We start from the raw sequence: 12,507 nt of genomic DNA, 5'->3' as shown, positions 1-12,507 counted from the left end.
GCGTTCAGCCAACCTGCCCACCCGGCAATTCGACCACCACCCGCAGCCCGCCCGCCTCGGGCGCGCTGGCGGTGATGCTGCCCTGGTGCAAGGTAATGGCGCGCCGGGCAATGGCCAGGCCCAGTCCAAAGCCGTCACCGTGGCTGCTTGCGCCCCGGTCGAAGGGTTCGAAGACACTTTGCAGGCGGGCCGGGTCAACGCCCGGCCCCTGGTCCACGATGCTCACCCGCAACCCGGCACCACCCGCGTCCACCTGCGCGTCCACACGCACCTCGGTAGCTTCGGCGGTGAAGCGCACTGCGTTGCGAATCACGTTTTCGAAAGCGCGGTACAACAGCTCTTCATGCCCGCGCATCACAAACGGCCCCTTGGCGTTCAGCACCACCGTGCAGTGCTTCATGCCCGCTTCGAAACGCGCATGCTCGACGATTTGCGCCAACAGTTCGATAACGTCCACCTCGGCACACTCGCCTTCACCCTGTTGCGACTGGGCGCGGGCCAGGGTAAGCAACTGTTCGATCAGGTCGTCCATGCGCCGTGACTCACGCTCGATACGCTCGAGCATCGCGGGCTGCTCCGGCTGTTGACGCAGCAGGCCGATGGCCGCGTGCATGCGTGTCAGCGGCGAGCGCAGCTCATGGGAAATATCGTGCAGCAGGTGCTGCTGGGCCTGCACCAGCGCCTTGAGCTGGCCGGCCATGCGGTCGCAGTCTTCTGCAAGGTCGACAATCTCGTCGCGCCTGCGCCCCAGCCGGGGCCGTACGCGCACGTCAAAACGGCCCTGGGCCACCTGGCCCATGGCCTGGCGCAACCAGGCCAGCGGGCGGGTCAGGTAGAAGCTACAGAGCATGGCAAACAGCGCGCTCATCAACGTGCCGGTCAATAGTGGGCCCATGCTGCGCGGGCGTGGCATCTCGTCCAGCTCGGTAGCCACCGAGGCCCGTAGCACCAGCGCCTGACCACCCTGGTCAAGCAGCGCCCGTTCAAACCGTGGCTCGGGCACGGCCCGGCCCGCCAGCAGGTGCCCGGTGCCGTCATACAGCCCCACCTGCACGTCCGGCGGCTGTGGCGACACCTGCAGCAGTTGCCGGCCGGCCTGCTCACCGTAGCGATGCAGCATGTTCAGCTCGGTGGTCAGCAGCGAGCGCAACGCCGGTGTGTCGCCGCGCAGGTCATCCAGCATGAACGCCCCCGCCCCCACCAGGAAGGTCAGGCAGTTCGCCAGCCAAAAGGCCAGGAACAGCTTCCAGAACAGGCGCCGGCGCATCATTCGACGATCAGCATGTAGCCCATGCCCCGCACACTCTGAATCCAACTGCTGCCGTCGGCGCGCGGCCCCAGTTTCTGGCGGATGCTGCTGACATGTACATCGATGCGCCGGTCATAACGTGTCAACGGCCGCCCTAATGCATTGAGCGACAAGTCCTGCTTACTGACCAACTGGCCTGGCTGGCGCGCCAGCACTTCCAGCAGGCTGAACTCGGTGCCGGTCAGTTCCAGCCCCTGCTCACCCCATTGGGCCTGCCGCCGCCCCGGCCACAGCGTGAGCGCACCCGTGCAAATTGCATCGGGTGCTGCGCTTTCAACCACCGGTTGCGGTTGCACCCGCCGCAAGATCGCCCGCAGGCGGGCCACCAACTCACCCGGCGAACTGGGCTTGGGCACGTAGTCATCCGCGCCCAGCTCCAGCCCGGCGATGCGGTCGATGTTGTCACCCCGCGCGGTCAGCAGCAGCACCGGTACCTGGCTGCGCGCGCGAATACGCCGCAGCACTTCGATGCCGGTGATCCCCGGCAGCATCACATCCAGCACGACGATCTGGTAGGCCCCGGTCAACGCCAGGTGTTCTCCTTCCTCGCCCGTTGCCACGGTGGTGGCGGCGAAGCCTTCACGGGCCAAGTACAGGGCAAGCATTTCAGTCAGTTCGCAGTCGTCGTCGACCAGCAGCACGGGGATCATGGTGGGTACGCTTGGGGCTCAGGATGCGGCAATGATCGCCCCGCACCGCCACCCTGTCACCGCACGGCGGGCGAAATTTACACATCTTTACCCTCGGTTAACGGCGCCGTACACAGCCCGCCCGTATCCTCATCGCCCGCTTCCCTGGCTGCCCCTCATGCCCGTCTGGAACCCCCGATGAAATACCCGCGCCTGCTGTTCCCCCTTCTGCTGCTCAACGCCGCCCTGGCTCACGCAGAGTCGTTCAAGATCGCCGACATCCGCGTCAACGGCCTGCAGCGGGTGTCCGCTGGCAGCGTGTTTGGCGCGTTGCCGCTGAACGTGGGTGATCAGGCCGACGACCGCCGCCTGGTGGAATCGACCCGTTCGCTGTTCAAGACCGGCTTCTTCCAGGACATTCAGCTGAACCGCGATGGCAACGTCCTGATCATCAACGTGGTCGAGCGCCCGTCGGTGTCTAGCATCGAGATCGAAGGCAACAAGGCCATCAGCACCGAAGACCTGATGAAGGGCCTGAAGCAGTCGGGCCTGGCCGAAGGCGAGATCTTCCAGCGTGCCACCCTTGAAGGCGTGCGTAACGAACTGCAGCGCCAGTACGTGGCCCAGGGCCGCTACTCGGCCGAAGTCGACGCCGAAGTGGTGCCGCAGCCGCGCAACCGCGTGGCGCTGAAGATCAAGATCAACGAAGGCACGGTTGCGGCCATCCAGCACATCAACATCGTCGGTAACACCGTGTTCGACGATGAAACGCTGGCCCAGCTGTTCGAGCTGAAGACCACCAACTGGCTGTCGTTCTTCAAGAACGACGACAAGTACGCCCGCGAAAAACTGTCCGGTGACCTGGAACGCCTGCGTTCCTACTACCTGGACCGCGGCTACATCAACATGGACATCGCGTCCACCCAGGTGTCGATCACCCCGGACAAGAAGCACGTCTACATCACCGTCAACGTCAACGAAGGCGAGAAGTACACCGTTCGCGACGTGAAGTTGTCCGGTGACCTGAAGGTGCCGGAAGACCAGGTCAAGTCGCTGCTGCTGGTGCAGCCGGGCCAGGTGTTCTCGCGCAAGGTGATGACCACCACCTCCGAGCTGATCACCCGCCGCCTGGGCAACGAAGGCTACACCTTCGCCAACGTCAACGGCGTGCCGCAACCGAACGATGAAGACCACACCGTCGACATCCTGTTCGTGGTCGACCCGGGCAAGCGTGCCTACGTCAACCGCATCAACTACCGCGGCAACACCAAGACCGAAGACGAAGTACTGCGCCGCGAAATGCGCCAGATGGAAGGTGGCTGGGCCTCGACCTACCTGATCGACCAGTCCAAGACCCGCCTGGAGCGGTTGGGCTTCTTCAAGGACGTCAACGTCGAGACACCTGCCGTGGCCGGTGTGGATGACCAGGTGGACGTGAACTACAGCGTTGAAGAACAAGCCTCCGGCTCGATCACCGCGTCGGTCGGTTTCGCCCAGAGCGCGGGCCTGATCCTCGGTGGTTCGATCAGCCAGAACAACTTCCTCGGTACCGGCAACAAGGTGTCCATCGGGCTGACCCGGTCCGAGTACCAGACCAAATACAACTTCGGTTTCGTCGACCCCTACTTCACCGCCGATGGCGTGAGCCTGGGCTACAACGTCTTCTACAGCAGCACCGACTACAGCGACTACTACGATGACGGCGTTTCGTACTACGCCATCAACAGCTATGGCGCGGGCATGACCTTTGGCTACCCGATCAACGAAACCTCGCGCCTGACCTACGGCCTGACCCTGCAACACGACGACATCTCGCCCGGCACCTACAGCGCCGACGAGATCTACGACTTCATCCAGCGCGAAGGCGAAAGCTTCAACAACCTCAAAGCGTCCATCGGCTGGTCCGAGTCAACCCTGAACAAAGGCGTACTGGCCACCCGCGGCCATTCCCAGAGCCTGACCCTGATGGCCACCACGCCCGGCAGCGACCTGTCGTTCTACAAGATCGACTACAGCGGCCAGGCATTCGTGCCGCTGAGCAACCGCACCTCCCTGCGCTTGCACACCAATTTGGGCTATGGCAACGGCTATGGCTCCACGGACAGCCTGCCCTTCTACGAGAACTACACCGCGGGTGGCCAGGGCTCGGTGCGCGGCTTCAAGGATGGCTCGCTGGGGCCGCGCAACACGCCGGCCACTGGCGCCTATTCGGCTCAAGGCCAGGCCTATTATTCAGACCGCGACACCGACGCGCTGGGCGGCAACATCCTGATCACCGGCGGCGCCGAATACCTGTTCCCGCTGCCCTTCGTCAAAGACCAGAGCCAGTTGCGCAGTTCGGTGTTCGTGGATGCGGGCAACGTGTTCTCCGACAAATGCTACCTCTCCACGACCCAGGGTTGCGGCAGCGTGAGCCTGGACCAGATGGCCGTGTCGCTGGGGGTGGGTGTGACCTGGTACAGCCCGATGGGGCCGCTGACGTTCAGCCTGGCCACGCCGGTGAAGAAGCCGGAAAACGCCGAGACGCAAGTGTTCCAGTTCTCGCTGGGGCAAACCTTCTAACGGCCTGTGGGAGCGGCCTTGCGTCGCGAAAGGGCTGCGAAGCAGCCCCGGCAATATTGGCTGCGAAGCTAAAATCCTGGGGCCGCTTCGCAGCCCTTTCGCGACACAAGGCCGCTCCCACAGAGGGGCCGTGCAAGCCAAGTTTTACACCCGCTTAACCCAAGTTCACAGTCCCCTGGCCTAAGCTGAAAACCATAGAACCCTGCTGCAGGAACCCCTGATGCTCCGTGTCGAATCCGCTCCATCCATCGACGTTGTTCAGCAACGCCTGGCCGCCCTGCTGGGCCCGCGTTTCACGGTCACCCTGACCCTGAGCGGCGACGGCTCGGTCGTCAGCCATTACCACCTGGAAATCGAGCACAACGGCAGCGGCCTGACCCTGGAAGACAGCGGCAGCCTCAACCCAGGCTACGCCGAACGCCTGCTGGCGCTGACCGGGCACCTGAAGGCCATGCTTGAGACGCAAACCTTCGAGAAAATGCTCAGCGACGCCCCGGACCGGCCCCTCGTGTGGATTCGTGACAGAATGTAACTTACCGTTTTATCGAACTTTTTCTTGATTGAGGGTCTATGTGATCAGGCCCCAGGGCCTAACACCCCTTAGTCAAGCAGAGGTTGTCTTCGCTCATGAATTTCCATGTCCCTCGGATAGTCCTTGCTGGCCTGTTCGCGTTCGCGGCGATGGGCTCGGCATCTGCAACACCCAACGAACACGCCGCGCCATCGCCGTTCCCCGACGTGGCGCACAACGTACAGGCCCCGGCCGCCACCCTGTTGGCGCATGACGACCGTTACTGGCATGACGGCCGCTGGCACTACCGCAATGACGACCGCCGCCGCGACGAATGGCGCCGTGCGCAGTGGCGCCGCGAACAAGCGCGCCGCGAGGCCGAGCGGCGCCGGGACTGGGAGCGCCATCACGACCGGGCAATGCACCATCGGTATGATGGCGATCACCGGTACTATCGTCGCTGATCTAGCGCCGTTTCACGGCGTATCGCGCACGAAAGCGTCTTTGGCCCAGCTGCCCCACGGCAATAACGCACGGCTTACTCGTAGGCGCGCCCTGGCCGAAATTAACGGCCTCGGTGGCGGCCTTCAGCTGTTGCAGACGCTGGGGTAGCACCTGTTTGGATGAAGTTGAACGCATGAACCTGTAGAACGGCCAACCGGTGTAACGCGAGCATGCCTGCTATCTAATGGAAAGGCACCTCACTCTACTCTCGCCAGGTTATCTGAATCTAAAGTTATCACAACAGATGTCACCGCTGCGCAACGCATTTGAAATCCTAATCCACGCTATTACCTTTTCATCACTGCGATAAGAAACCGGTATTACAGACTTAATAGGGTCCTGAATACTTTTAACATGGAATGGCTCCACACTGGAGTCACTGTCATAATACTCAACTCTTGTCATGCCAGAACCCCACTTATATAAGTCAAACTCCAAAAAACGCCCTTTACGCTTTAAAATAAAATCCATTTCACACACTCCGCCTATCGACTGATTAAAATACACATACACACCACCAAAAGGAGGCGGCGGCTTCATAAATTGATGCGTCAGCCAACTACGCTCAGACCTGCGCACCCTCAGTGACAAAACTTCATACTCAAGAACCTGTCCATCCCTTAACTCTTGCTCAGGATATTTCTCAAATGGTTCGCTCCACGGCAGGCTGGACTCATAAGCCACCTCGACATGGGTTTTATCCGATGCTTTCCACCCCGTTGCTTCCTCGATTTCATAGTACCACTCCAATTGGCCTTCTCCCTCCAGGCGCCAAAGCATTGCCGCCGATACTGGTATCAGCAACACCTCATTGGGCTTGGTGACTGTCTCAATTGAAGTTATTAAACTACCTAAAACGCCCTGCACCTTCTCGTTCAGCTGTAATTTGGCAGCCGCCGGCACCACAATAATCGCGCCTCCATCAGGGTCGGTGATGACACCACTGCCGTTGGCCCCCTGCACCGTCGGTGCAGGTAATAGACGTTCGCTTCGTGAAACTCGAAAAACCAATGGTTTGGAGGAAGTAGCCAGTACGGAGTGCTTGCCCATTTCGATCATCCTCAGTTGTGGAGGGCACCACCGTCATCATCAACAACCGAGGCGCGATGGAAAGACAACGTAATTGCCCAACGTGGTAAAGGCGACACCACTATGTGCCGTACTGAAGATTTAAGAAACTGACAAAAATACCAGGTACCCGATGGGTTTCCGGGTTTGAGCGCGCTGTTGTAAATGGGTGTCTCCAGTGCGGGCCTCATCGCGGATTAATCCGCTCCTGCAGATTGCAGGAGCGGATTCACCCAAAACGTCGGACCGCCACGATGCGCTGCGCAGCAGCGCCGAATCATTCACCCCGCCAAACCGCCCCGGCAATCGATACCGGCCGGGGCAACAGCCGATTGTCATAAAACAGCTGCGCGGTGCGCTGTTGCGCCGCCACGATCTCATCACTCACCGGCAGCAGCGGCGATGCTGGCCGGTGACTGAAGCTGCGCTGCACCACCGCCTCCGGCAGCCCCATGAACGCGGCCAGCACCTGGACGCTGCCGGCTTCATCGCTGCGCGTCAGGCTTTCTGCCTGGCTGATCACCTCGATCACCTGACGCACGAAATCGCCGTTGGCCTGCACATAGCCGCGCGCCCCCAGCATGAACGGCCCGATCAGCCCCAAGCCTTCCCCATCCGCCAGCAAACGCGCCTTGCCTTCCAGCTCGATAGCTGAATAGAACGGGTCCCAAATCACCCACGCGTCCACACTGCCCCGCTCGAATGCGGCCCGTGCATCGGCAGGCGCCAGGTACACCGGTTGCACGTCGCCGATACCCAAGCCAGCTTTGGCCAGGCTTCGCAGTAACAGGTTGTGAGCGCTGGAGCCCTTCTGCAGAGCGATGCGCTTGCCTTTCAGCCCGGCAACCGTGGTAATCGGGCTGCCCTTGGGCACCAGAATGACTTCGGCCTTGGGTTTGGCCGGTTCGGCAGCGATGTAGAGCAAATCCGCGCCTGCCGCCTGGGCGAAGATCGGCGGGATATCGCCGGTGGAGCCAATGTCCAGGCTGCCGATGTTCAAGGCCTCGAGCAACTGCGGCCCGGCCGGGAACTCGATCCACTGCACGTGAGTGCCTGGAAAACGCTGTTCCAGCAACCGATGCTGCTTGGCCAGCACCAGGCTGATGGAGGCCTTCTGGTAGCCGATGCGCAAGGTGGACGGGTCGGCGGCCTGTACCACCGCGCTCAGGGCCAGCAGCGCCAGCAGCATGTAACGTAATAGCGGCATCGGTCACTCCTTCCAGTCCGTGCTGGGCTTTTCCCACAGGTTGATGCCGCCTTCCACGGCGTACTGGTCGATTTCGGCCAGTTCTTCCGCGGTGAAGGCGAGGTTGTCGAGCGCGGCGACGTTCTCGATGATCTGCTCGGGCCGGCTGGCGCCGATCAGCGCCGAACTCACCCGCGGGTCGCGCAGCGTCCAGGCCAGTGCCAGTTGCGCCAGGCTCTGGCCGCGGCGCCGGGCAATCTCATTCAAGGCACGGGCGCGGGCGATGTTGGCTTCGCACAGGTGCTGAGGCAGTAACGAACCACCCCCGGCGCGGTTGACCCGGGCATCGGTGGGGATGCCGTTGAGGTACTTGTCACTGAGCAGGCCCTGGGCCAGCGCAGTGAACACGATCACCCCACTGCCAAGTGCCTCGGTGGTGGCCAGCAGGTCGCGCTCGATCCAGCGGTTGAACAGGTTGTACGACGGCTGGTGGATCAGCAGTGGCACCTTCAGTTCTGCCAGCAGCGCGGCGATCTCGCGGGTTTTGCCGGCCGAATAGGACGAAATGCCGATGTACAGCGCCTTGCCCTGGCGCACGATGTCGGCCAGCGCGATGGCGGTTTCTTCAAGCGGGGTGTCGGCGTCGAAACGGTGCGAGTAGAAGATGTCGACGTAGTCCAGCCCCAGCCGTTTGAGGCTCTGGTCGAGGCTGGCGATCAGGTACTTGCGCGAGCTGCCGCCCTGCCCGTACGGCCCCGGCCACATGTCCCAACCGGCCTTGCTGGAAATGATCAGCTCGTCGCGGTAGCTGCGCAGGTCTTCGCGCAGCAGGCGGCCGAAATTGACCTCGGCGCTGCCATAGGGCGGGCCGTAGTTGTTGGCCAGGTCGAAGTGGTTGATCCCGGCATCGAACGCGGTGCGCAGCAAGGCGCGCTGGGTGTCGATGGGCGTGGCGTCGCCGAAGTTGTGCCACAGGCCCAGGGACAGCGCCGGCAGCACCAGGCCACTGCGGCCGACACGGCGGTAAGGCATGCGCGTATAGCGCTCGGGGTGGGCGGTGTAGGTCATGGTTGGGTTCGGTCCTTGAAGTAAGGGTTGGCGGGGCGTTGCAGGCCCAGGTGCTCGCGCAGGGTGCGTCCCTGATAATGGCGGCGGAACAGGCCACGGCGCTGAAGCTCCGGCACCACATGGGTGGCGAAGTCCTCCAGCCCCAACGGCAAGTGCGGCACCAGAATGTTGAAACCGTCAGCGGCATGGCCTTCGAACCACGCCTGCAACTGGTCGGCAATCTGCGTGGGGGTGCCGATGAGGGTGTAGTGCCCTCGCCCACCGGCAATACGCCGGCCCAGCTCGGCCAGGGTCAGTTGCTCGGTGCCGGCCAGTTCGGTGAGCAGCTGCTGGCGGCTGCGCTGGCCGTTTTCGGTGGGTGGCAGCGCGGGCAACGGGCCGTCCAGCGGGTAGCCCGAGAGGTCGAAATTACCCAGCATGCGGCCCAGCAAGGCAACGCCTACGCGCGGGTCGACCAGGCGCTGGAACTGTTCGTACTTGGCGTGTGCTTCGGCTTCGCTGCTGCCGACCACCACGAATACGCCTGGCATCACCTTCAAGGCCTCTTCGCTGCGCCCGTGGCGGGCCAGTCGGCCCTTGAGGTCGGCGTAAAACGCTTGGGCACGCGCCAGGCTGGGCTGCGCGGTAAACACCACTTCGGCACTTTCGGCTGCCAGCTCCCGGCCGGTTTCCGAGGAGCCGGCCTGCACCAGCACCGGCCTGCCTTGCGGTGAGCGGGCCACGTTCAGCGGGCCGCGTACGCGGAAGTGTTCGCCCTGGTGGTCGAGGGTGCGCAGCGCGTCCGGGCGGTAGAACTGGCCGCTGGCCTTGTCGTGCACGAAGGCGTCATCCGCCCAGCTGTCCCACAGGCCCTGCACCACTTGCTGGAATTCGCGAGCGCGGGCATAGCGTTCGGCGTGGCCGATGTGCGCATCACGGCCGAAGTTGCCGGCCTCGGCGGCGGCATCGGAGGTGACCAGGTTCCAACCGGCGCGCCCGCCGGACAGGTGGTCGAGCGAGGCGTACTTGCGCGCCACGTGGTACGGCTCGTTGTAGCTGGTGGTGGCGGTGGCGATCAGCCCGATGCGCTCGGTCACCGCGCTCAGGGCCGACAGCAGGGTCAGCGGCTCGAAATACACCGAGCGGGCGGTGTGGCTGGCCAACGTGTCGCTGGGGGCCGCGACGCTGTCGGCGACGAACAGCGCGTCGAAGCAGGCGGCTTCGGCAATTTGGGCTGCGCGGCGGTACGTGGCGAAGTCCAGCGGGTCGGCAGGCACATCCGGGTGGCGCCAGGCGGCGACATGGTGCCCGGTGGCCATCAGGAAGGCGCCGAGGCTCATTTGGCGTGGCATTGGGTTCTCCTTGAAAAGTGGGGCGCGATACGGTCAGAAGTCCTTGCGCACCTGCACACCGAAATAGCGCCCGTCATCACGCGGCACGGAGCGGTAGATGTAATCCCCACCACTGGCCAGCATCTGCGCGTAGGACTTGTCGCCCAGGTTCTTGCCCAGCAACGCCACGCGCCAGCCATCGTTGTAGTCGGCCAGGGCAATGCTGGCGTTCCAGATGCCATAGGCGCCCTGCACGGTGTCGGGGTTCTGGTCGAGGCTGAACTGCACTGCGTCCTGCCAGCTGTAGTCGCTGCTCAGTTCCACATCCAGGCCGTTGTCCAGCGGGATCACGTAGTCGGCGCGTACGTAGGTCTTCCAGTCCGGCGTGAATGGCAGGTGGCCGCCATCGATGTTGCAGTTGGCCGCCGCGCCCGCCGGGCAGTTGAAGTGGTCGACACGCGCCTTGGTGTAGGCAGCGGCTGCCGACAGCTTGAGCTGGCGGGTGGCCTGGAAGCTGGCATCCAGTTCCACGCCCTGGGTCTTGACCTTGCCAGCGTTGACCAGGCGGGTGACCACCTGGTTGGCCACGGTGTCGTAGAAGTTGGCCTGGTAGTTGTCGTAGTCGGTGTGGAACACCGCCAGGTTGGCCATCAAGCGGTTGTCCAGCGCCGTGCTCTTGAGGCCGATTTCGTAGGCATCGGAGGTTTCTGGCTTGAGCGCTTCGGTGTCGCGCGGCTGCATGTTGAAGAACACGTTGTAGGCCGGGCCCTTGTAGCCGCGCGAGTAGGTCACGTAGCCGGTCAGGTTGTCGTTGAAGTCGTACTGCAGGCCGGTGCGGCCGCTCCAGCCGTCTTCGTCCACTGAGCCTGCGCTGGCGGTCGAAGGCTGGATGCCGGTAACCGCGGTGGCTGAGGTGGACACCCGGCGGTGGTCGTATTCGAGGTCGTCGTGGGTCCAGCGCAGGCCGAAGATCGCGCGAAAATCGTCGGTAAAGTTGAAGGTGTTTTCGCCAAACAGGGCCACGCTGTCGTTGGTGGTGGAATAGTCGGCCCGGCCGCTGTTGGCCACCCCGCTGTTGACCGACAGGCGCTGGTAGGTCTCGTTGGAGGTGCCGTGCATGTAGAAGGCGCCCAGCACGTATTCGTTGAACTGCCCCTTGGGCGAGGTCAGGCGAAACTCCTGGCTGTACTGGTCGTAGTCCACCGTGCCTTTGTCGTGGGAGGCCGTTATCGGCAACAAGGCGCGGCGGTCGCCGTCCTGGTACTGGGTGTTGTCCCAGCCGCGCCAGGCGCTGATCGAGGTCAGGGTGTAGTCACCCAGTTGCCAGTCGAGCTGGGCGGACAGGCCCTGGTTCTCGTCTTCGACGTGGGTTTTGAAGTCGCTGTTGATGTCGCGGTTGTGGCTGCTGACCGTCACGGGCTGCAACTGGCTCGCGAAGGCGGTGCTGGCCTGGGTGATCACGCCGCTGGGCAGGGTGTCTTCGCCCTTCATGTAATCGGCGATCAGGGTCAGGCGCAGCGCATCGTTCGGCTCGAACTCAAGCTTGCCGCGTGCACCTTTGCGCTCGTAGCCGTTGACGTCGTGGCCGTTGGCAACGTTCTCCACGTTACCGTCGTAGTCGCCCCACAGGGTGCTGAGCGAGCCTTTGAGCTGCTCGTTCAGGCGCCCGCCAATGCCGAAGCGCAGGCGGTTTTCGTCGCCGCCGCCGAAGTGCGAGTAGTCCACGTAGCCTTGGGTTTGCTCGGGGGCGGCCTTGCTGACCACGTTCAACACGCCGGCCGAGGCATTCTTGCCGAACAGCGTGCCTTGCGGGCCACGCAGCACTTCGATGCGCTCAAGGTCGAGCAGGTCGAGGGTGGACTGGCCGGGGCGGCCGAACACCACGCCGTCCACCACGGTGGCAACGGTTGGCTCGACCCCGGGCGAGGTGGAAATGGTGCCCACCCCGCGGACGAACAGTGAGGTGTCCTTGTTCGATGCGCCAGCCCGGTAGTTCAGGGTCGGCACTTGCTGGACGATGCTGGCCACGTTGTTGCGGTTGTCACGCTCCAGCTGTTCGCCATCGACCACCGACACCGCTACCGGCACCTCTTTCAGCGTGGCCTCGCGGCGGGTGGCTGTAACGGTGACCGCGCCCAGCGCGGTGGCCTGCGGTGCCTGCTCGGCAGGTTCGGCGGCCTGTGCGCATTGGCCCACGGCGGCCAGCAGCACGGCGGTGGCCAGGGGGTGGCGTTGCACGGAGGGGAATACGCTACGGATTGTTCGCATGATGCTCACTGCCTTAAAAGACCAGACCAGGCCCGACAGGGCCGACACGGGTGTTGCTGTGGTTGTCTGGTCTCGCTCGTGCGAGTGGCAGG

At 63.3% G+C, this 12,507-nt stretch carries 10 protein-coding genes; 3 read left to right on the top strand and 7 right to left on the bottom strand.

Annotated elements, in window-relative coordinates:
• Positions 1-4: 4 nt before the first annotated feature.
• Complete coding sequence (locus tag PVV54_RS10760; protein ID WP_274909907.1) at positions 5-1,270, bottom strand: HAMP domain-containing sensor histidine kinase; 1,266 nt, start codon at positions 1,268-1,270, stop codon at positions 5-7.
• Positions 1,267-1,959, bottom strand: a complete 693-nt coding sequence (locus PVV54_RS10755) for a response regulator transcription factor (protein WP_274909906.1) — start codon at positions 1,957-1,959, stop codon at positions 1,267-1,269. Before PVV54_RS10755 ends, PVV54_RS10760 begins: the two co-directional genes overlap by 4 nt.
• Positions 1,960-2,136: 177 nt before the next feature.
• Here PVV54_RS10755 and bamA point away from each other — a divergent pair, with 177 nt between their 5' ends.
• The 3 genes from bamA (at position 2,137) to PVV54_RS10740 (ending at position 5,475) form a co-directional block, all read left to right on the top strand.
• Complete coding sequence (gene bamA / locus PVV54_RS10750; protein ID WP_274909905.1) at positions 2,137-4,500, top strand: outer membrane protein assembly factor BamA; 2,364 nt, start codon at positions 2,137-2,139, stop codon at positions 4,498-4,500.
• 220 nt (positions 4,501-4,720) lie between these two features.
• Positions 4,721-5,032: a hypothetical protein gene (locus tag PVV54_RS10745; protein WP_274909904.1), complete on the top strand. Its 312-nt coding sequence runs from the start codon at positions 4,721-4,723 to the stop codon at positions 5,030-5,032.
• Between the two features lie 95 nt (positions 5,033-5,127).
• Positions 5,128-5,475, top strand: a complete 348-nt coding sequence (locus tag PVV54_RS10740; protein ID WP_274909903.1) for a hypothetical protein — start codon at positions 5,128-5,130, stop codon at positions 5,473-5,475.
• A gap of 256 nt (positions 5,476-5,731) precedes the next feature.
• On the opposite strand, the gene PVV54_RS10735 is transcribed toward PVV54_RS10740, so the two are convergent.
• The 5 genes from PVV54_RS10735 to PVV54_RS10715 form a co-directional block, all read right to left on the bottom strand.
• Positions 5,732-6,565: a hypothetical protein gene (locus PVV54_RS10735; protein WP_274909902.1), complete on the bottom strand. Its 834-nt coding sequence runs from the start codon at positions 6,563-6,565 to the stop codon at positions 5,732-5,734.
• Between the two features lie 295 nt (positions 6,566-6,860).
• A complete protein-coding gene (locus PVV54_RS10730; protein ID WP_274909901.1) occupies positions 6,861-7,790 on the bottom strand; it encodes an aliphatic sulfonate ABC transporter substrate-binding protein in 930 nt (309 codons plus the stop codon).
• A gap of 3 nt (positions 7,791-7,793) precedes the next feature.
• Positions 7,794-8,837 (bottom strand): L-glyceraldehyde 3-phosphate reductase, encoded by a 1,044-nt coding sequence (gene mgrA / locus PVV54_RS10725; RefSeq protein WP_274909900.1) that lies wholly within the window; start codon positions 8,835-8,837, stop codon positions 7,794-7,796.
• On the bottom strand, positions 8,834-10,168 hold the full coding sequence (locus PVV54_RS10720; protein WP_274909899.1) for an LLM class flavin-dependent oxidoreductase: 1,335 nt from the start codon (positions 10,166-10,168) through the stop codon (positions 8,834-8,836). Before PVV54_RS10720 ends, mgrA begins: the two co-directional genes overlap by 4 nt.
• A gap of 33 nt (positions 10,169-10,201) precedes the next feature.
• A complete protein-coding gene (locus PVV54_RS10715) occupies positions 10,202-12,415 on the bottom strand; it encodes a TonB-dependent receptor (RefSeq protein WP_274909898.1) in 2,214 nt (737 codons plus the stop codon).
• Positions 12,416-12,507 lie beyond the last annotated feature (92 nt).

This window comes from Pseudomonas sp. PSKL.D1, assembly GCF_028898945.1.
Classification (GTDB): Bacteria; Pseudomonadota; Gammaproteobacteria; order Pseudomonadales; family Pseudomonadaceae; genus Aquipseudomonas.
The sequence above is the reverse complement of the archived record's forward strand: the minus strand, read 5'-3'. Positions and strand labels throughout refer to the sequence as shown.

Excerpts from the sequence above, each read along its gene's own strand:
- bamA (WP_274909905.1), top strand. The coding sequence starts at position 2,137 with ATGAAATACCCGCGCCTGCTGTTCCCCCTTCTGCTGCTCAACGCCGCC.
- PVV54_RS10730 (WP_274909901.1), bottom strand. The coding sequence starts at position 7,790 with ATGCCGCTATTACGTTACATGCTGCTGGCGCTGCTGGCCCTGAGCGCG.
- PVV54_RS10720 (WP_274909899.1), bottom strand. The coding sequence starts at position 10,168 with ATGCCACGCCAAATGAGCCTCGGCGCCTTCCTGATGGCCACCGGGCAC.
- PVV54_RS10715 (WP_274909898.1), bottom strand. The coding sequence starts at position 12,415 with ATGCGAACAATCCGTAGCGTATTCCCCTCCGTGCAACGCCACCCCCTG.
- PVV54_RS10740 (WP_274909903.1), top strand. The coding sequence starts at position 5,128 with ATGAATTTCCATGTCCCTCGGATAGTCCTTGCTGGCCTGTTCGCGTTC.
- PVV54_RS10760 (WP_274909907.1), bottom strand. The coding sequence starts at position 1,270 with ATGATGCGCCGGCGCCTGTTCTGGAAGCTGTTCCTGGCCTTTTGGCTG.
- mgrA (WP_274909900.1), bottom strand. The coding sequence starts at position 8,837 with ATGACCTACACCGCCCACCCCGAGCGCTATACGCGCATGCCTTACCGC.
- PVV54_RS10755 (WP_274909906.1), bottom strand. The coding sequence starts at position 1,959 with ATGATCCCCGTGCTGCTGGTCGACGACGACTGCGAACTGACTGAAATG.
- PVV54_RS10735 (WP_274909902.1), bottom strand. The coding sequence starts at position 6,565 with ATGGGCAAGCACTCCGTACTGGCTACTTCCTCCAAACCATTGGTTTTT.
- PVV54_RS10745 (WP_274909904.1), top strand. The coding sequence starts at position 4,721 with ATGCTCCGTGTCGAATCCGCTCCATCCATCGACGTTGTTCAGCAACGC.